At 33.0% G+C, this 22,837-nt stretch carries 8 protein-coding genes; 2 read left to right on the top strand and 6 right to left on the bottom strand.

Annotated elements, in window-relative coordinates; all coding sequences use genetic code 11:
• Window positions 1–18 precede the first annotated feature (18 nt).
• Both HKP59_RS03630 and HKP59_RS03625 read left to right on the top strand, forming a co-directional pair.
• Window positions 19–10,587 (top strand): PKD-like domain-containing protein, encoded by a 10,569-nt coding sequence (locus tag HKP59_RS03630; protein ID WP_291803525.1) that lies wholly within the window; start codon window positions 19–21, stop codon window positions 10,585–10,587.
• A 68-nt stretch (window positions 10,588–10,655) separates the two neighbouring features.
• The gene (locus tag HKP59_RS03625) at window positions 10,656–11,615 is read left to right on the top strand and encodes a type IX secretion system membrane protein PorP/SprF (RefSeq protein ID WP_291803523.1); all 960 of its coding nucleotides are present in this window, start codon (window positions 10,656–10,658) and stop codon (window positions 11,613–11,615) included.
• A gap of 84 nt (window positions 11,616–11,699) precedes the next feature.
• Here HKP59_RS03625 and HKP59_RS03620 read toward each other — a convergent pair whose 3' ends face one another.
• From HKP59_RS03620 to HKP59_RS03595, 6 genes are all read right to left on the bottom strand, one after another.
• On the bottom strand, window positions 11,700–14,186 hold the full coding sequence (locus HKP59_RS03620; RefSeq protein WP_291803522.1) for a zinc-dependent metalloprotease: 2,487 nt from the start codon (window positions 14,184–14,186) through the stop codon (window positions 11,700–11,702).
• A gap of 132 nt (window positions 14,187–14,318) precedes the next feature.
• Window positions 14,319–15,575 (bottom strand): carboxypeptidase-like regulatory domain-containing protein, encoded by a 1,257-nt coding sequence (locus HKP59_RS03615; protein WP_291803520.1) that lies wholly within the window; start codon window positions 15,573–15,575, stop codon window positions 14,319–14,321.
• 163 nt (window positions 15,576–15,738) lie between these two features.
• Window positions 15,739–17,937, bottom strand: a complete 2,199-nt coding sequence (locus HKP59_RS03610) for a DUF5916 domain-containing protein (protein ID WP_291803518.1) — start codon at window positions 17,935–17,937, stop codon at window positions 15,739–15,741.
• Between the two features lie 157 nt (window positions 17,938–18,094).
• Window positions 18,095–20,149, bottom strand: coding sequence for a M3 family metallopeptidase (locus tag HKP59_RS03605; RefSeq protein ID WP_291803516.1), 2,055 nt, complete (start codon window positions 20,147–20,149; stop codon window positions 18,095–18,097).
• Between the two features lie 198 nt (window positions 20,150–20,347).
• Window positions 20,348–21,721 (bottom strand): MFS transporter, encoded by a 1,374-nt coding sequence (locus tag HKP59_RS03600; protein WP_291803514.1) that lies wholly within the window; start codon window positions 21,719–21,721, stop codon window positions 20,348–20,350.
• Window positions 21,722–21,872: 151 nt separating this feature from the next.
• Window positions 21,873–22,837: amino acid--tRNA ligase-related protein (locus HKP59_RS03595; RefSeq protein WP_291803512.1), on the bottom strand; the 965-nt coding region annotated here is incomplete at its 5' end.

The raw sequence follows: 22,837 nt of genomic DNA, 5'->3' as shown, positions 1-22,837 counted from the left end.
GTTGTTTGTGCTGGTGAATTGGTACCTCCAATAACATTAACGGCAAGTTCTCCTTTTTCAGGAACTGGCACCTCATTTGTTTGGAGTGGAGATAATAATGTCGCCATTGGATTAGGAACAATAGGTGGTTCTACATCTCCAATACCTCAATTTACTGCGACTAACTCAACAGGCTCTACTATTACATCTACTTTTACTGTAATTCCTACTTTTGATGGATGTGATGGAACACCTATAACTTTCACTATTGATGTTTTACCCGATAATTTTGCAGGAACATTAACTTTTGATATTTGCTCTGGAGATACGTTCACTCAAACTTTAACAAGTAGCATACCCGGAACGATAGATTGGTTTAGAGCTGCTGTTCCTGGAATTTTAGAAGGAACGAGTTCGGGTATTGATATTATAAATGAAGTACTCACTAATACAACCGATACTACGATTTCTGTAACTTACGATTTAACATTACCTAGCGGTCCTACTTGTAATGATACTCAATTTATTGTAGTGAATGTAGCTCCGCTACCTTCTGACGCAACAGTTATTACTGGTGGACCTCAGCAAGTTTGTGCAGGTGATTCTGGAAATGTATATAATACAGCTGTCATTCCAAATGCAACTTCATATGTTTGGACATTACCTGATGGAAGCAATGTTACAACACCTACAAATAGCATCAGTATCAATTATGCAGTTACTGATACCTCAGGAAATTTAACTGTTCATGGAGAAAATTCATGTGGAATTGGAGGGGAATCTCCAAACTATCCTATTACCATTATAGCACAGCCCACTTTACTAAGTAGTTTAACACCTGCTAATATATGTTCAGAAGACATCTTTAATTACACACCTATTAGTAGTGCTTTTGGGGCTAGTTTATCTTGGACGAGAGCCATACAACCTGGCCTATCAAATCCGCCAGGTATAGGTAATGATGACATATCAGAGAGCTTAATTAATGCTACGAATGCTACTTTACCTGTGGTATATACATACACCATAACAACAATTGAAGGTTGTATAAATACCCAAAATGTTACAGTATTAGTTGACCCATTACCTCAATTAACAAGTCCTACTGCACCAACAGCCGTATGTTCTGGATCCCTTTTTAATATACCGTTATTAAGTGATGTAGCCGGGCCAGTTTCTTGGTCAAGAGTTGTTTTTCCGGGAATAGCAGAAGCCTCTAGTTCAGGCTCTAATTTTATAAATGAGTCATTAACAAATACAACAAACGCAACCATATCAGTACCTTATACAATCACACTACCTACTTCAACAGCAGGATGTACATCTCCACCAATAACAATTTTTGTAGACGTTGAACCATTACCTCTTGATGCTGTAAGTATTACCAGTGGTCCTCAAACTGTTTGTGCGGGATCTTCAGGTAATGTATATATTACAGATGTAATACCAAACGCAACTACTTATGAATGGACATTACCTAACGGAAGTATTGTAGCCACTAACTTCCCAACAATTACAATTAGTTTTGCATTAAGCGAAACATCAGGGAATTTAAGTGTACATGGTGTTAACTCATGCGGCAATGGAGGTGAATCTGCAAATTATTCTATCACAATAGTGGCGCCTCCTACGCTGTCAAGCTCATTAACTCCTCCTGCCGTGTGTTCTGGAGAGCCTTTTATTTACTTTCCTACCAGCACACCTGCTGGGGCTACATACACTTGGGAAAGAGCTTTACAACTTGATATTTCAAACCCGCCGGGCGCCGGCATTAATGATATTAATGAAATTCTAATTAATTCAACTAATAGTCCAATTCCTGTTGATTATACCTATACTATTACCACACCTGAAGGTTGCCAAAATACTGAAACCGTTACAGTAATTGTTAACCCATTACCTACACTAACCAATCCTCCAATTTTACCTGTAGAAGTATGTTCCGGGACTCCTTTTATTTATACTCCAAATAGTAGTACTCCAGGAACCATATTGTGGTCAAGAAATGCTATTCCAGAAATTTCAGAGCCATCTGTTAGTAATAGTTCAGCACCTACAATAAATGAAACATTAAACAATATTACATCTTTTCCAGTATCCGTTACATATGAGTTAATATTACCTGCAACAACTGAAGGATGCACAAATACTGTTAGTTTTGATGTAGTTGTTAACCCAGTTCCTTCAGATGCAACTACTATAGTTAGTGGCCCCCAAACAGTCTGTGCAGGATCCACTGGAAATGTTTATAATGCGAATCCAATTCCTAATGCAACTTCCTACCTATGGACATTGCCTAATGGAAGTACAAATACTACAACTACAAGTCAAATTACCATTAATTATACATTTAGTAATGTTTCTGGAAACCTAACTGTACAAGGTGTAAATTCGTGTGGTTTAGGAGCCGTTTCAGCGAGCTATCCAATAACGGTAATAGCACCTCCAATTTTAACAAGCCCAACATCACTTCCTGATATTTGTTCGGGAGATACGTTCACTTATAATCCAACTAGTAGCTCTCCCAATATAAATTTTTCTTGGATAAGAAACTTACAATTCGGTATTGCAAATGCACCTGGAGTAGGAACTAATGGAATAAGTGAAACTCTTATTAATACAACTACAAATCCTATTTCTGTTGAGTATATTTATACCTTGACAACCCCAACTCCAGAACTCTGTGAAAATACTGAAACAATAACAGTTATTGTAAACCCTTTACCTACTTTAATAAGTTCAAATGCTCCACCTCCAGTATGTTCTGGAACTTCTTTTACTATACCATTGACAAGTAGTGAACCAGGCCTAATAACCTGGAATAGAAATACAATTAGTGGAATATTAGAGGGTTCTAATTCCGGTTCAGGAGATATTACTGAAACATTAAATAATTTAACAGACTCAACAGTTTCTGTAACTTATGAAATAACATTACCAACTACCTCAAATGGATGTTCAGATGTTGTATATATAACTATTGATATTGAAGCTGTACCTTCTAATGCGACTACTATTCTTAGTGGCCCTAATTTAGTTTGTGCTGGTACGAATGGGAATGTATATACTGTAGGAGCTATTACTAATGCAACTTCTTATGAATGGACATTACCTAATGGAAGTATCAATACAACCGCTACAAATTCAATTACTATAAATTATGCTTTGACAGATGTATCTGGGAATCTTAGTGTTCATGGAGTTAATTCTTGCGGAATTGGTGGTGAATCTGCTAATTATCCAATAACAATAATTGAACCTCCAACATTATCGAGTGGATTGACTCCTGCTGATATATGTTCGGAAGATTTGTTTACTTATACTCCTTCAAGCATTAGTACAAATGCTACTTTTTCTTGGACCAGAGCTATTCAAAGCGGAATTTCAAATCCAGCAGGAAGTGGAAATGATGACATTAATGAAATCTTAATCAATACAACAAATGCACCAATAGGTGTAGATTACGTTTATACAATAAATACACCTGATGGATGTGAAAACATACAAACTGTAACTGTATTTGTAAATCCACTCCCTCAATTAACAAGTTCAACAATAACAACAGAAATTTGTTCTGGAGATTCATTTACTTATATTCCAACGAGTACTACTAATCCTAGTACTATTAATTGGACAAGAATTCCAGCAGCAGGGATTTTAGGTGCTGCCTCAGGCTCAGGAAACATAAGTGATACATTAATAAATTCTACAGGCTTACCAATTCTAGTTACCTATGAATTAGACTTAACACCAACAGGACAAGGATGTACTGACACAGTTACGATTAGTGTTATAGTAAACCCACTACCTATTGCCAGTATTTCTGGTGGAGGAAGTACTTGTTTAAACAGTACAGAAAATTTAATTGTATTCACAGGTACGAATGGAACAGCACCATATACATTTACCTATAACATTGATGGATTAGGTCCTTATTACATTACGACAACCTCTGGTAATAGTATTGCTGTGCCTTCATCATCAAGTGCGGCAGGAACATTTGTTTATGACTTAATTAGTGTTCAAGATTCAAGTACAACTAGTTGCTCTAACCCACAAACTGGAACAGCGAGCATCACAGTAAATTCTTTACCAATATTAATAATAACAAATCCAATACCTGTTTGTGAAATTGATACAGTTGATTTAACAGATATAGCTATTACTGCAGGTTCAGATGCTGGTTTGGCATTTTCTTATTTTACTGATGCAACTGCTACAACGCAATATCTTACACCAACTGCGGCCACTGAAGGAACATATTATATTATGGCGACTAATAGCAATGGATGTTCTGTTATTGAGCCTGTAACGGTATCAACAAGTCCTACACCAACGGTAACAGTAAGCAATGTTACTGTTTGTGAAGGTGATGTAGCTACAATATCAGCAATACCTAGCCCACCAGGCGCTTATGATTATAATTGGACGAATTTACCTATTGGAGTTCCAAATCCAGGAAATGTTGCCTCTTTTACAGCTTCTATTGCTGGCGACTATACAGTTGATATAACAAATCAAACGCTGCCAAATTGTGTAAGCTCAACAGCAACGGGTACAGTGACTTTAAATCCTTTACCAGATGCAACTATTACGGGTTCAGCCTCATCAATATGTACTGATGATTTCGCAACAATTAGTTTTACAGGAAGTCTAGGAACAGTTCCGTATACTTTTTCATATAATATTAATGGTGGAGCAACTCAAACAGTTCTATCTGCAGGAACCACAGCTACTATTAACGTAAACACAAGTGTTTCTGGTAATTATAACTTTAATTTGATAAGTGTTACGGACTCAAGCAGTACTGCTTGTACGCAACTACTTACGGGTTTGAGTTACTCAATTGAGGTTTTACCACCTCCTAGTTTAACTATTTCGAATCCTGCTCCAATTTGTGCAGGTGATACTGTAGATTTACAAACCACCATTACGCCTTTTGATAGCGGATTAACCTATAGTTATTGGGCAAATATCGGTGCAACTATTGCGTTAAGTAATCCGAATGCTGTTAATGAAGGAACATACTTCATTAAGGCTACAAATAGTGCGGGTTGTTCAAGTATTGCTGAAGTTGTTGTTAGCGCAATAGCTTTACCAACAGTAACCATAAATAGCGAAACCATTTGTGAAGGAGATATTGCAACATTAATAGCAACACCTTCCATAACTGGTAGCTATAATTATAATTGGAGTGTTCCTTCAGGTGCTATAAACCCTGGTAATGTATCAACTTTCACTACTTCCATTGCAGGAAATTATTCAGTTTTTATCACTGATCAAAATGCTCCATTCTGTGAAAGTACTACTTCGACCAGTATTGTAACTGTAAATCCTTTACCAACAGCGGTAATATCATCTTCAGACACTGAAGTTTGCCTAAATGCACCAGTAACATTAACATTTACCGGATCCTTAGGTACAGCTCCATATACGTTTGAATATATTGATGAGAATGGAGCAACACAAACTATTGTATCTATTTTAGATACAGCAACTATTAATGTACCAACGAACACTTCCGGGATTTACAATTATACTTTGGTAAGTGTGGCTGACTCGAGTTCTACTTCTTGTTCACAAAATCAATCTGGTACAGTATCAATTACTATCCGAGATTTACCTATAGTTGATGCTGGACCAAGCACAATTGATGTTTGTGTAGGTGAAGAAATTACACTTACTGCAACAGGAACAGCAACGTCCTATACTTGGAATAATGGTATTACAAATGGTGTTCCGTTCACTCCTATAATTACAGGAACCTATACAGTTACAGGAACTGATAATTTTGGATGTGAAAATACAGATGATATTATTATAAATGTTTTACCTGCTATAAGTGCTACAATAACAGATCCTTATGACTATACTCTTTGTGAAGGAGCAACTCCTCCTATAATTACTTTTGAAGGAGCAAATGGTACGGGTGGTTATACCTTTTATTATACAATATCTTCAGATTTATTAACAACTGATATAACAGGTTCAATTACTACCGCCGGAAATACGGCAGTTTTAACACCTCCAATACCAACTACAACACCAGGTGATTTTTTAGTTACCTTAGATAGTGTAGATTCCGGTTCTTGCAGTAATGGTGGAATTATAGAACCTTCTCAAGCATTCGTAACTGTTTTAGAAGCGGGTATTGTTCCACTAAACCTTATAGAAGTAAATCAATTAGTTTGTGAAGGTGACCCTATTGTAGATATTATTTTTGATATTAACGGCTCTCCTACGGATGCATTTGTAGAAGGTTTACCTACAGATGTATCAAGTGAGTATATTCCTAGTGCAACACTTGGAGTTCCAGGAACATTAACAATTTCAGGAATAGCATCATCAGCAGGTACTTTTAATTATACTGTTAAAACATCAGGAGCCATAATAGGTTGTAATTCAGAATTTGTTGGCACAATTGAAGTAAACCCAAAAGGAAATCTAAGTTTATCTATACCAGAATCTGATGTTCAAGCTATTTGTATTAACACAGCCATTGAACCTATAACCTATAATTTAGAAGGAAGTGCGAATGGAGCAGCTGTTACGTTTTCACCTGCTACACCTGCAGGTATTTCATGGGCAGTTTCAAGTACATCAGTAATTATATCCGGAACTCCAATTGAGGCAGGGGAGTTTACTTACACAATTGAAACATTTTCAACAACTACAAGTTGTGCGCAAGCAGTTGCAACTGGATCTCTTACTGTAAATAGTAGTGATATCACGCTTGTTTCAGGTGACCCTGATCCAATCCTATGTATAAATACACCGTTAATTTATCCTATCTCATATGAGATCACAAATAATCCAAATATTACTTTAGGAGGAACTTTGATTTTAACAGGTGATTTACCTGATGGTATAACGTTCGATTCACTCACTGGTATTATTGATGGTACTTCAACAGAGGCCGGTATTTTCACATATACTATTGAATCATCAACAGGCTGTGGAAACACCTTATCAGGAACAATAACAATAAATGATTCTTTACCAAATATAGAAATTGAAGGAGGGCTTCAAGAAATTGAAGTTTGTGAAGGTAGCGAAATAACTTTAACAGCTACAGGAGCTGATACGTATGAATGGTATCTAAGCGAAGACCTTGATGCAAGTGGCAATCCTATTGCTCCTCCTCGCTCTACTGGCGATACTTTTACAGTGATTCCGACAGTAAATGGTACTTATTTTGTAATTGGTAGTGTAACTGGAGGTTGTGCTAATATGGCAGAAATTAATGTACTATTAAAACAACCTATTTCAGCAACTATTGAAGGAAACGTTTTTTATGAAGTTTGTAAAGACTCTGAAGAACCTACTATTACATTTAAGGCAATAAATGGTATAGCACCTTACACATTTACATATAGTATAGGTACAATTATAAATACAGTAGCTTCGCCTGTTTCAAGTGATACTGTCACTATTAATATACCTACTAATATAGCGGATACATATAACATTGAATTAATTAGCGTAGAAGATTCTGGCAGTTTATACTGCTCTCCTATACAATTATTACAACCAACATCTGCTGTTGTTACAATAGTTGATTCTGGGGTCTACCCTCAAGCTGGCACAGCAATTTACCAAACCTTATGCGAAGGAGACTTAATGAGTCCAATTACATTTGATATCACCGGTGATGCTACAAACGCTTTTGCTGAAGGATTACCTTCAGGTGTTACAAGTTCTTTTGTTGGGAATGTATTAACTATTTCTGGTACACCAACTGTAAGTTTTGATTATACTGTTGTTACATCCGGTCTTTCAACCGAATGCAATTCTTCTTTTACAGCAAGTATCACAGTAGATGAAAACGATACCTTAACACTTATAAGCCCTCAATCAACAGATGCGCAAGAAATTTGTGCGTGCACGACTATAGAGCCTATTTCATATGAATTAGGTGGCGGTGCAACTGGAGCAACTGTAACCGGTTTACCTTTAGGAATTAATTGGAGTATTGTAAATAACATAATTACTATAGAAGGTAACTCTTGTGATACCCCAGATAATTATACTTATACCATAACAACTCAAGGTATTTGTGGCTCAACAACAATTGATGGTATGATTACAATTATTGATCCAGATGCTCTTCAATTAACAATTGGCGAGGCAGATACAACTGTTTGTGTAAATACAGCTTTAGTATCAAATATCCAATATCAATCAACTCCGGGTCAAACTCTAATTTTAACTGGAGCACTGCCTCCAGGAGTAAGCTTTACAAGTGATATAGTTACTGGTAGTGCTGTAATTCAAGGAACTCCAACATTAAGCGGTGTTTATAATTACAGCATTTCAACTGGCAATGATTGTAGTACTGAACTTTCAGGTACTATTACCGTTGAAGATGGTGCTTTTATAAATTATTTAAGTGGTGAATTAAGTCAAATTGCTTGTTTAAATTCAGCAATTGAACCAATTCGTTTTGCGGTTCCAAATAGTCTTCAGGATATAACTTTCTCTCCTGAATTACCACCTGGTATTTCTTATTTAATAGTGGATGGTGAACTTATAATTTCTGGAACTCCAACGGCATTAACAAGCAATCCAAATATAATTACTCTATCAACAAGTATAATTTGTAATGACTTTGCTACTACCGAAATTGAATTAATAATTCAAGAGGTTCCAACCATAACACTAGAGTCAAATTCTGGTCTAGTTACGCAATCGGTTTGTCAAAATAATGAAATTGACCCAATCGTATTTACAGTAAGCCCAATAGGAACTGTTATTGATGAAACGCTACTTCCTAGTTTTATTAATGTTAACTTTGATTCAGTTACTGGAACTTATGTGCTAACAGGAGCTCCTATTAGTACAGGTTCATTTAATTTTCAAATACAAACATTAACCAATACAAATTGTAGCGCAGAAATAAATGTTAGCATAGAAAATTTATATGCAGCTGTATCCATTGAGTTAGCATCAGGTTCAGAAAATCAAACTCTTTGTTCATTTACAGATCCAATTGAGGATATTGTTTATAATATAGATGGTATTTTACCAAGTACGAATGTTATAAGCGTAACAGGTTTACCTTCTGGAATAAGTGCAACACAAATAACCTCTTCCACTGGTGTTATATTAACTCTAAGTGGACAACCATCTGAATCAGGAATATTTGAATATGAAATAGTATATGATAACTGTGGAACGGTAAAAACAGGTGTATTAGAAATCTCCTCTCCCATGTCTATTAATGCAGAAGTAACACAAACTACTTGTAATGGAACCGATGGAGAAATAAGTGTTTCTATTTTTGGTGGTGTACCTTTTATTGATAGTACAGGAAATCCACTATATAATATTACTTGGGAGGGACCAAATGGATTCCGTCAAAATCAAACTACAATTACTGGGCTAGATCCTGGAGATTATACATTAAGTGGTTTTGATTCAATTGGTTGTGCATTACCAAGTCAAACATTTACTATTAATCCTGTATCGCCATTAATAGTTACATTACTTAATACAACAAGTATTAATTGCAATGAGGTTTGTAACAACTTTGATTTTACTGGTGGGTCTGAAATTTATACCGAATTCTTGCTAGAATCTGTTAATCAGCAATCACAATTATGGACACCAATAATACCGGATAATAATAATTACTACAATATTTGTGATTTAAATACCGGAATGTATAGATTAAGTGTTACTGATAGTAATGGTTGTACCTCAACTCCATATGTATTTACTGTTGAAAGTAACGGCGAGCTTTCAATTGAAAATATTATTTTGGATGAGAACATTTGTAATGGGACACAAGGATCTATATATGTTGAAGTTAATTCAGTTGATCCTAATTTAAATTTCTATTATAATGATGTATTAGTTTCCTCTGAAAATTTAGGAGATAACATCTATGAACTTATAATGAATGAGTCAAGTTTAAATGGAATATTACGAGTTACAAATTCTCAAGGCTGTTCAGATGAAGAGATTCTTTCAACACAAACTGTAGATGACTTTGATTTTGAATTTACATCGTTAGATTTTCAATCATCAGGATATATAGGCGTTAATTCTAGTATTGAATTTACAAATTTATCAAATATAGGCAACCCCGCTGAATATAATTATGTAGTTTGGGATTTTGATGATAATACACCTTTTAGAGTGTTTTATAACCCAGAAGATTTAGCATATAACTCAGACGGTGAGAATATTGAAACTGTTTTTCATACGTACACAAATGATGGTATTTATGATGTTACCTTAACAGTTTACAACAGCACTGGTTGTTCAAAATCAGTAACTAAAACTATTATTGTAGGTAAAGGAGCTACTATTATACTTCCAACTGTTTTTTCACCAAACTATGATGGAATTAACGATTTCTTTGGACCTTCATTTAATGGTATAAAAGAAATTACGATGTACATTTATGATTCTTGGGGTAATTTGGTTTACGAAGCCTCAAATAATGATATTTCAACCGAAAATAATTTAGGTGAGTTAAGATGGGATGGTATTGAGCCTGTTAATTCTGAACCAAAAAATAGTTCTTATAGGTGTTATATTATCGCCAAAACGCTCGATGATAAGAAAATTGAAAAAACAGGCAGATTCTTAATTGTACAATAAATTTATAAATATTACTCATGATGACTAAACTACTCCATTTTATAATATTAGTATTCTGTGTTAATTTAATGTACAGCCAAGAATATTTTTATAATAATCAAAATAAAATTACAGGAACTTTAAACCCAAGTTTTTATGGATTTGGAGAAACCTCTCAACTTGGGGTTATATATGGTAACGAAAGCATTGTAAATGGCGATAGTAATATTGAAAATAGCTTCGCCTTTGGATCTGCTTTCTTTGAAGATTATAACTTTTCTTTAGCTCTTGATGTTAATTTATTTCAAATTAATGCTTTGGGATATTCAGCTTCACAAGTAAATGCTCATTATATCTATAAAACTAATTTAACCTATGATTGGATATTAAATTCATCACTTTCAATTGGCTATGGAAATAATAAACTTGATTATTCTGATTTAGTATTTGAAGATCAAATTGATGTTTTAACTGGGAATATCTCTGGAATAAGCATAGATCCTGTAAATGTAAATAATAGAGTAAATTATTTTGATTTGGGTGCTGGTGCACACATACATAATAGTAGAAATTTATTTTTTGGTTTAAATTTAAAACATATCAATCAACCAAATACCTCCTTCAATAGTGAAACAAAAGTCGCGAAAGATCTCTTTATGTCATTTCAAGCAGGATATGAACACGATTTAAACCCATACAATAGAGGTGTATTGCCATCGAATTCCTATTTATTTCTGTTTGGTTCTTTCTCTAAACAAGGAGCTAAATCTCGAGTTGATTTATATCAACAAGCTATAATTGAAAATTTTTCTTTAGGATTAAGCCAACATTTAAACAACTATTTGGGGGCTAGTTTAACAACTATTGGAGCTTCAGCTAGTGTCTATCTTGATCAAATGGAAATAGGCGCTAACTATTCTTTTGAATTAAGCAATAATAATCTAACAGGAGTAGCTTATAACTATTTTGAAATTTTTATCCTTTTTGATTTCTATCAATTTAGACAATTTAGAAGAGGAAATAATAGTCGGTTTTTCAATTTTAATTAATTAAAAATGACTAGAAATGCTTTAGAATAAAAAAAGCAACGATTCACATCGTTGCTTTTTTTATTAATTAAAATAAATATAGATTTATTTAGGATCTAGAATTACATCTATACGCTCAGCAATATCTTCTAAATGATATTTTTTAGTTGTATTTGTTGTTGCGTTCGCTGCTCTTTGAGCATCTCTTTTAATTCTTTTTAATTCACCTCGAACCACAGGAATAACATCAGATCTCTTTACTGTAACTGCCGTTCTTTTCCCCCAACTTGTTGGCTTAATATCTTTAGATGTCATTAATTCACCTAATCTTTCAACATGAGCTCTTTGCAAATTTCTACGATAGGTGTCTATAGATTTTCCTGAACGAAGTTCAGACCAAATACTATTTCTTAAATCTGACATCATTGAAACCAATCTATAAGCGTCAGACCCATTTAAAGTCTCATTCTCAACCATTCTTGTCATCCTACCTAAATCAAGAATATTATTTAAGGCTCTTACTTGTAAACTAGTAATTCTTTCAGTAATTCCAGAATACTCAGTTCTACCAATAATTTCTTTATCAATCAACCATGTTGGCGTTGTAAACAACTGTTGATTTACAAAATTTAAACAATTCTTTTGATGATCTTTATCAACGTGTGTATATACAGGACCTTCTTGATCATAGGTTTTATATACTTCATAAACGCCACCTATATTTGAAGAAACATGACCCATATATCTGTTAAATTGAGAAATAACATGCCCATACATCATTTCTAAATCATCATAATTTTTACCTTTTTCAGCTGTCCAATCAATTAAATTAGGAACAATTCGTTTCAAATTTGCAATTCCATAAGCACTTGCTTTAATAGCATCATCACCTAAATCCTCTGTTTGAGAACTTGGATCTATTACGCTACTTTGCTGACTTCCAAAACGATATAACGGATCATTTTCATGCGCTAAAATCCAACTATCTAATGTTTCTTTTTCATCTTCTGCAGTTTCAGCATTTAAAATTGGACGGTAACCCCAACTAATAGCATATTTATCATATACTCCAATGTTTGGCATTAATTTAACTCCTTTATCTTCAGGTTGAGCCACATAGTTAAAACGTGCATAATCCATAATAGATGGTGCTGTACCATATTTTTGTGTAAATGTAGCAGAACGCAACGAATCAACCGGATACTTAGAACTGCTTCCCATATTGTGTGGTAAGCCTAATGTATGTCCTAATTCATGAGAAGATACAAATCGAATTAAACTACCCATAACCTCATCTTTAAATTGAACCGATTGTGCTTCAGGATTTATTGCAGCCGTCTGAACAAAAAACCAACCTTGCAATAAACTCATCACATTATGATACCAATTAATATCCGATTCTAAAATTTCACCTGATCGTGGATCACTTACATGTGGTCCATTTGCATTTGGTATTGGAGAAGCTAAGTATCTAATCACAGAATATCTAACATCTTCTGGACTCCAATCTGGATCTTCTTCTGGAGTTGGAGGATCTTTTGCTATAATTGCATTTTTAAATCCAGCCGCCTCAAATGCAACCTGCCAATCCTCTACTCCATCTTTTATAAATTGTACCCATTTTTTTGGAGTCGCTCTATCTATATAATACACAATTTGTTCTTTAGGCTCAACTAATTCACCTCTTTTAAACTTTTCAATATCTTCATCTTTCACTTCCAATCTGTAGCGATCTAAAAAAGTAACCTTTTCACTTTTTTGAGCTTCTGAACCATAATCTGTTTGTGAAGTTGTAAACCATCCAACTCTTTGATCAAAAATCCTTCTTTTCATTGGCTCTTTAGGAAGCAAAATCATAGAGTTACTCATTTCAACTGAAACTGTACCTGTACTGGAGTTTGATGGTGGTGCACCTGCTGCATAAGTTTTTACATGACGCGTTTCAATATTTAAAGGGTAACTTTTTACACTTTCAATAAATGATTTTTTAGTATCTAGACGGGTAATTTTGTATCCCTTTCTAACATAATCAGGTAGACCAATTGCTTTAACATCGGTTGAAAACAATTCAGTTGCATCAATAACTGTTGCTGTCTTATCTTCAGAAAATGCTTCAATTGGAAATGCAAAAAGCACAGGCTCAAAATTAGAATTTACAACAGCTTCGTGAACAGGTAATTCTTCATCCGCAACTACATTTTGCGATACAACTCTTAATAAAATTTGTTTGTCTTTTTTTTGCCAACGTAACATTTGTGTATTCGCCTTTTGCCCTCCAAAACTTCTATTGTTTGAAGTGTTCTTAGCTATTCTTGTCACCATTAACATCTCTCTTTCCAACAATGAATCAGGTATTTCAAATAAATATTTACCATCAATTTTATGAACTTTAAACAAACCATCATCGGTTGTAGCTTCCTTAGTAACTACCTTGCTATAAGGCTGAATTTCTCCCTTTTTAGGTTTTGCCGGTGGTGTTGGCTTAACAATTTCATCTTTTTTCTTTTTCTTTTTTCTCTGAGCTTCTACTGGTAAAGAAACACCAACAATTAACATTAAAGTTAATAAACTAGTTATAATTTTTTTTGTCATAAAATTTAGTTTGTTTAAAATAAAAAACGAATATATTAAACAACTTTGCAAAATTTCTTAAATATATGTTAAAGAAAAAGCAGCTTTATGAGGATAAAACTGCTTTTATAATTTCGAAAAACAAACTATTTGCTAATCATTTTTTAGTCTTTTTAATTGCCTTTGAATTTTTTTAATGGCACTTTCAATAGGCTTTTCTGGTTCTATTACATTATATTCACCCCAGAAATTAGGATCAGAAAATCCAGTGGATCTATCACTCATTATTACAGAAGATCTCATTCTATCTTTTGACCTTATTAATTTAGATGCTAAGTTTCTTTCCCAATTCGTTATCGCCATTTCAATTGTAGTATAATAAATAGTGTTAAACCATTTTTTATCCCAATCTATTTTAAAGCCTAACTCAATTCTACTATAGCCATAATACCATTTTCCGTCCTTTTCGCGATAATCTACTTGATATTCAGCTTGTACTGGAAGTACCTTTGCCCCTTTTGGTTTTTTAACTATAAAAACTTTGCTTGCTTTTTCCTTGTTCTCTAAATTTAAGCTGAATTTAGCATTGGTTAAAGCGAATGTTTGAGCATCTATATATAGTTTTCCATAAAAAGAAGGATTGGTAACATATTTTTTTTGTTTAAAATCAACTACATAAATAAGCCTATTATCAATTTTTGTAGATCTATCAAAGGTAAAATCATAAATTTCAACCATATCTGGTGCGAAAAAAAACTCAGGATATTTCATAATATCAATATATAAGGTATTAAATGGGCCTCCCTTAAGTTTAAAAGCAACAGTATCTAATTTTGAATAATCCGTATTTCTTCGTGATTTAAGTAATTGAATCATGTCTTTCCTTGAATTTGTATAAGACTGTTTATCAATTTTAACAACTGCTTCTGACAAGCTAACATACGTTCTTCTTTTCTTTATTGTTTCTCTATAAAAAGCAGTCATATTTGTTAATTCCGTATCATAATTATCTCCTTTTCGCTTCAATACTTCTAAAATTAAAGACTTTGCATCTTTTACTGCAATGTTTACTTCAGATAATTCTTCTATATACGTTTCTAATTTTATAACTGTTTTTGAACTAAAATTAGACAAGTTTAAAACTTTACTCGTATAACCTAAAAACGAAATAGTAACATCTTTATAGGCATAAACTTTAGGAACTTTTAATAGAAATTCTCCTTGGGTATTTGAAATTGTACTGATATTTGTATCATCAATAGTTAACGAAGCAAATACTAATGGTTTTTTGGTTTTACTATCGATAACCTTTCCTTTGTATTCATTAAATCCAATTGAATCATTCAAAATTAGATTTGTTGAAGCAGTGCCAAAATTTTGGAATAAAATAGTAAAAACTAAAAATAGCATTGATTTAAAAAAACTCTTAGGTAATATGTATGATTTATAAGTAGACATAGTAGTAAATTTATGATATGAATATATTTTACTAAATTAATGATTAAAATAGTTATAGAAAAGTTAAAAAATATATTCTAGTAATTTTAACTCTTGAAAACCTCTAATCATGTACTTATATATTAAGCCAGTAGGTAAGTTTTAAATTAAAGGAGCGCGTTCTTGGAGCAAAAACTTGATCTGTAAAATAATTATCATTGTACACAATAAATAAATCTGAAAGTGGAGCAAATCTCCATTGCAATCTTGTATTTACACTAAAATTAGCATCTTGACTGTTAAATTGAATAAATGTTGCCCAAAATATATTTTTACTAAAAGTAATATCCACTTTTGGTCCAATTAACCAGATTGATGCTGTTGGATAAGGACTTGGCAATACAATTCTATTATAATTTACTTGAACAGAGCTTGTAAAAAATGGCTGCAATCTCCAATTTAATTGAGCAAGTACTGAATATTTTTCACCATTATAAAATTTTCCTATAGATGGCTCAATAGCATATGAAAACTCTTTTCTTGCATCAGATTTAAAATTAGCATTAAAACTTGTATAATGGTAACCTATATTCTCAGGTAATTCAACAGCATCATCTGTACCAGTTGGGTCAAAACTTTCATAAAGATATGTGTACCTATTAAACATTTCTAATTCTACTTCAGAAGTGTTATTAAAAGTTGCTCTCCATCTAGAAATTACTGTATAATCTGAGTTTTGAAAATCTTCAGTAGGTTTCCATAGAAATACAGGTGTAATTGATAGGCTATGCCTTTGAATACTACCTTTTTTTGGCCAAAAAGCACGTTCAATTTGTGGATTTATTTTTAACATGTCTGTTCTCCGAATAAAACCTAAATCCGATCTATAATTTTCCCCAACAAAAACCCCACTTAAACGAATATTATATAACCTACTATTATATTCGGTTGATGCCCCAGCGGAAAAATCGTCTGAAGTTATGCTTGGGGAAAAAGACTTATGAAAAAAGTACTTTCCAACCCAACTATTATCTTTAGATGCCAACCTATAGTCAACTCCAATAACTCTATTGTAATTATCTTCCGTTTCCAAAAAATCATAATCTTTCGTAGCTTGTTTGTTGATAAATACGAAACTTAAATTAGATCTGCTAAATAATTTTTGCTGTAATGCTACCACTGAATTATTTGTAGCTGCTATCTCATTTTTAAGGTCTTCGGCTGTTTGAACGCTTAATATACCAACTCTAAGGTTATTTGTTAATTTTCCACTCAATCTAACTCCTCCAATAATATCGTTTTCAATACTGTTATCTTCTAAATCTGTTGCAATACCAATTCTTCTTGAAAAGAAAGGATTGGAATCTCTACTATTTCCAAACTCTCCAAAAAGATCGCTATTTTCAATAAAAAACTGTCTTCGCTCAGGTAATGAAACTTCAAACCTAGTTAAATTTGTAACTTGTTGATCAACCTCTACTTGCGAAAAATCAGGATTGAATGTGAGATCTAAATTCATACTATTACCAACAGTAAATTTAGCGTCTCCTCCTATTTTAAAATCGTTAGTAGACTCATCTAGTTCATAATCTTTTGAAATCAAAGAATTTACAAATGGAATTATTGAAATGGGCGATTTAGATTTTCCAAGCGGTTGCTCAAAAATCATGTCACCCATATATGCTAAACTAAAAATTAATTGATTTTGGGGTATATTTACCCACGTATTTCTTTCATTAGATTGTGTGTCAAAATGATAGCTGTTAAATCTCCATTTGGTTTCTCCTTCTCTATATTTAAAGGCTGACAGCGGTATTTTCCATTCGACTATGTAATGATCGTCATGAATTTTAGATTCCCCAACCCATTTTGTATCCCAAGATGTAGTAAAACCACGTATTTCAGTTCCACCACCAGATATTAATGCTTCTCTAAGAACACCATAAGGGTTTGTACCAAACATAAAGGCATTGGTACCATCATTAAAAGTATCAAAAATTAAACTTATGTTATCATTCCCAGATGCTCTGAAATCTCTGCGTAAAGAAGGAATAATAAAATCCTTTCCAGCAGCATTTACTTTAATTCCAACATATAGATTTCTATCATCAAAAAGCATTTTAATTTCAGCTTGTTGCTTCGCGCGGATTGAATCTGTAGGAAAATATTGCCAAAAATTAGTTGTTGGTTTAGCCCTTGACCAAGCTCCCTCATCTAAACTAGCATTTACTGTAATAGGCTCATTGATATATTTAACATAAACCGTTCTTTTATCAGACTGTGAAAAAGTTGTAAAAAAGGTTAAAAATATAAAAAATGTAAAAAGTTTTTTCAATATTGAAATGCTAAAAATTTATCAAATGTAAAAAAATAGTTCACATTTATCATTAGATTCGAAATAGATTCATGAATAAGTTTATAAAAGCATTCATTTTTAATATCATCACTAGTTGCTATAATATAAAAAACGAATGCCTACTTTCTAAAAGTAATTATTTTGATGTTGGAAAACCGCGATCCCTCATTAAAGCATCTATTTTAGCATCTCTACCTCTAAATAAACGATAAGCCTCTGCTGGATCCATTGAATTTCTTGGCGCAAATAACGTTTTTACCATTTTACTTGCCAATTCTTTATCGTAAAATCCATCAGGAGATTCTCTAAATGCTTCAGCCGCATCTGCTGTTAACACATCTGCCCACATATATCCATAATATGCAGTAGCATAACCTTCTCCTGAAAAAACATGTCCAAAATGTGGTGTACGATGACGCATCACCAATTCTTTAGGCATATTCATTTCGGATAAGGTTTCTCTCTCAAAAGCATCTACATCCATATTCGCTGGATCTACTATATGAAATTTCATATCCATAATAGCGGATGCTAAATATTCAGTAGTCGCAAAACCTTGATTAAACGTTGAAGCCCTCTTAATTTTATCAACTAATTCTTTTGGCATTGGATTGCCTGTTTCGTAATGTACTAAAAATTGATTTATAACTTTATCTGTTGATAACCAACGCTCCAAAACTTGTGACTGAAATTCAGTATAATCTCTTACGCCACTATTTAATGTTGGATATCTTACCTCAGATGAAAAGAAATGTAACGCGTGGCCAAATTCATGTAAAAATGTTGTAGCATCATCCCAAGACACTAATAATGGTTCTCCTGGGGCAGGTTTTACAAAATTTGAATTATTTGAGGCTAAAACAGTTTTTTCACCATCAAATGTAGAATGAGCTCTGTACATAGTTGCCCAAGCACCTGAACGCTTTCCTTTTCTCGCATATGGATCTAAATACCACAATCCAATATATTCTCCATTTTCAATATTCGAAACTTCCCAAACTTTTACATCTTCTTGAAATACAGGAACAGAACCTTCTGGTACTGGAGTAAATTTATAATTAAACACTTCTTTAGCAACATAAAATAAAGCATCGGTAAGTTTATCTAATTGAAGATATTGTTTTACTTCATCAGAATCTAAATCATATTTTTGTTTCCGAACCTTTTCAGCATAATAACTATAATCCCAAGGTTCAATAGTAATATTATCACCATTTGCATTGGCTACAGCTTGCATATCTGCCACTTCTTCTTTAACCCTTGCTGTTGATGCTTTCCATACTTGATTCAGTAAGTTCATTACATTTTCTGAGTTTTTGGCCATTCTATTTTGTAATCTCCAATCAGCATAATTATCATAACCTAATAATCCAACTCGTTCCTTTCTTAGCTTTAAAATTTTAGCAACATTTTCATTATTATCAAATTCATCACCATTATCACAACGAGAATAATAATTTGTCCATACTTGTTTTCTAAGTTCCCTTTCATCTGAATATGTTAAAAAAGGTGACATGTAAGAACGTGTATTAGGTATTGCATATTTACCTTCTTGCCCTTTGTCTGAGGCTATTTTTGCCATAGATTTTATCATTGATTCAGACAAACCACTTAATTGATCTTTGGTAAGATACACTACATAATTCTCCTCATCAGCTAAAATATTATTAGAAAAATTTGTGTATAGTGATGATAACTCTTTATTAATTGCAGCGTATCGAGCTTTCTTTTCAGCATCTAATTCGGCACCATTCATTGCAAATCCTTCATAAACAAGTTGCACAACACGTTGCTGATCAGCTTCTAAAGGTTCAATTAACGAATTATCATAAACTGTTTTAATACGAGAAAACAATGCTTCGTTTTGTGAAATTTTAGATTGAAATTCAGACATTACAGGAGCCATTTCTCCTTGAATTTTTCTAAACTCTGGAGACGAAACATTTGCACTCCAAATTCCGTAGTATCGCTGTACCCTATCTAAAACTTCTCCTGCTTTTTCCATAGGTACAACTGTATTCTCAAAAGTTGGAATTTCAGTATTAGCCGTAATTGCATCAATATCTTCCAGATGTTGTTTCATGCCAATTTCTAGCGCAGGTTTAATGTCTGTAATACTCATTTTATCAAAAGCTGGAACACCTCCATAAGGTCCTGTCCATTCTTTTAATAAAGTATTTGATGTAGTCATAGTATTTGTTTTTTCCTGATTTTCTTTACAGCTCGTTAAAATTAATACTACGCAAAAAAGCGTAACCGTAGAAAACAAAACTGTTATTATTTTTTTATTCATAATTATAAATTATTTAAAAATTTGGATAATATCAAAGTTAACTTTTATATTTTTAGTTCTTTTGAACTTTTCAACTAAATTGTCTTTTTATTATTTTTATTTTGCATCTAATCGCTGAATAACTTTTCCATAAATAATTAAAGAAATAGCAGATACTAAAGCAATTGCTGCAAAATAATACCAAATATAGTGCGCATTTACTGATGCTGCTTCCCAAGCCTCACGAGTATCAAATAATTTTGGTTCAGGGCAGTATGTTGAAAGCAAGTAACCTGACAGTCCAAAACCTAAAATTGATGATAGAAAAGAATGTAAATGACTAAAACCTAAATACAAACCCTCTTCACCTTTTGGAGCTTGTAAGGAAAAGAATTGTAAAAATCTCGGTGAAATAAAAGATTCGGCCAAACCTTGCAATACAATTCCAATCACCATCATAAAAGCAATTGGATGCATACTTATAAAGCCTAAGTCAATTTGATTTCCAATAAACCAATTTCCTGAAGCCATTGCGATTGCAGAAAGTGGCATAATAAACATACCAACAGTCATAGAAAACAAAGGTGTTTTACTAGCCATTATCCTAGTTACAAAAGTAACTGTAAGAACAACTACCAAAGGATTAACATTGGCATACCAAGAAGGAGATGCTCCTTCTCCAGCCATTCTTAAAACATATTTTGGCATGGTAGCATATAACTGATGTTGAACCATCCAAAAACCTGTAATGATTAAAATTAATGTAATTAATCTACCATTTGTAACTACCTTTATTAAAGCAGCCCATATTTCTTTAAGTGTTTTCCCCTCTCCGTCAGTTTTTGAAGATTTATAAAAGAAGACAATCATAATTAACGCTAAAAATGTCATTGCTGCAGAAAAATAATTAAGGTAAATTAAACCCATATCTCCCATAGCAACTCTCAATGGTTTTACAATGGTTTTTCCTGAGAAAGCACCAATATTAACCATCATATAAAAAATAGAAAAACCTTGAGCTCTATTCAACTCGGTAGTTTCTTTAGCAACCGTACCTGTTATAACTGATTTAATAAACGAACCACCAATCATAATTACTAGCATAATTGGAGCAATTGTCCAACGGTGAGATGATTCTAACAAACCCGTAAATTTAATACCATCAGAATAATCAACTAAACCAATAGATTCAAGAGTTGTGGGTAATACTCCAAGTCCAAAGTAACCAATACTTAATAACGTAAAGGCTATTAACAGTGATGACTTAAAACCTATTTTATCAGCTAATGCACCTGTAAATGTCGGTAGTAAATATAATCCTCCAGAAAAAACTCCAGATATGAGTGCTGCTTCGACATCTGAAAATCCTAAAATTCTTGATAAATACAAGGTTATTACGATAAATACGCCATAGTAAGCACCTCTTTCTAAAAGCTCAACAATATTAGCTGTCCAAAATGCTCTAGTAAACCCTTTTAATTTTTGAAACATATTTTATATTTTAGATTAAAACAGCTCCAAATTTAAGATTTTCTAACCAATTAATTCGCTATAAAAATGATTTAGATTGATTATAAAAAAGGTCATAAAAAAAGGAATTCAATTAAGTAATTCCTTTTAATTTATATTCAAAAAAGATATCCTAAACTACTTCAACAAACAAACCATCATCGGTATTATTCACTTTCGCAATATTGTTTTTTGTTAACCCTTTTATAGTTTTATCCCATTTTTTATTACTTAAACCACTTTGAGATTTTAACTCTATTAAAGTAATTTTTTCAACTTTTTTCAAAATCTCAAAAACTGCTTTTTCATCATCATTTAATTCAACTGATGGTGCTTTTTTCTCTGGTTTCATTTGAGGAAAAAATAAAACCTCTTGAATTGATGCATTATTAGTCATAAACATTACCAAGCGGTCAATTCCTATGCCAATTCCAGAAGTTGGAGGCATTCCATATTCTAAAGCTCTTATAAAATCTTGATCTATAAACATGGCTTCATCATCACCTTTTTCAGACAGTGCTAATTGGTCTTCAAAACGTGCGCGTTGATCTATTGGGTCATTTAACTCAGAATATGCATTCGCTAATTCTTTACCATTTACCATTAATTCAAAACGCTCTGTTAAATCTGGATTTGTTCTGTGCTCTTTTGTAAGCGGACTCATTTCTTTAGGATAATCAGTAATAAATGTTGGCTGAATATAGAGGTGTTCACATTTCTCTCCAAACAATTCATCAATTAACTTTCCAACACCCATTGTTTCATCAACTTCAATACCTACATTAGTACAAACTTCTCTTAATTCAACGTCGTTCATTCCTGCAACATCATATCCCGTATGTATTTTAATTGCCTCTAAAATTGGAACTCTAGGATAAGGAGCTTTAAAACTAACTTTATTCTCTCCTATTTCAACTTCAGTTGTTCCGTTAGTATCAATAGCAATTTTTTCTAATAATTCTTCTGTCATATTCATCATCCAATTGTAATCTTTGTATGCAACATATAGTTCCATCACCGTAAATTCGGGATTATGAGTTCTGTCCATTCCCTCATTTCTAAAATCTTTAGAAAATTCATAAACGGCATCAAAACCTC

The organism is Lutibacter sp., from assembly GCF_013041805.1.
Lineage (GTDB): Bacteria > Bacteroidota > Bacteroidia > Flavobacteriales > Flavobacteriaceae > Lutibacter.
Note: the sequence above shows the minus strand (reverse complement) of the source record. Positions and strands in the feature narration are given on the sequence as shown.

Coding starts and splice junctions, on each gene's coding strand:
- HKP59_RS03615 (WP_291803520.1), bottom strand. CDS start 15,575: ATGCTATTTTTAGTTTTTACTATTTTATTCCAAAATTTTGGCACTGCT.
- HKP59_RS03625 (WP_291803523.1), top strand. CDS start 10,656: ATGTACAGCCAAGAATATTTTTATAATAATCAAAATAAAATTACAGGA.
- HKP59_RS03620 (WP_291803522.1), bottom strand. CDS start 14,186: ATGACAAAAAAAATTATAACTAGTTTATTAACTTTAATGTTAATTGTT.
- HKP59_RS03600 (WP_291803514.1), bottom strand. CDS start 21,721: ATGTTTCAAAAATTAAAAGGGTTTACTAGAGCATTTTGGACAGCTAAT.
- HKP59_RS03605 (WP_291803516.1), bottom strand. CDS start 20,149: ATGACTACATCAAATACTTTATTAAAAGAATGGACAGGACCTTATGGA.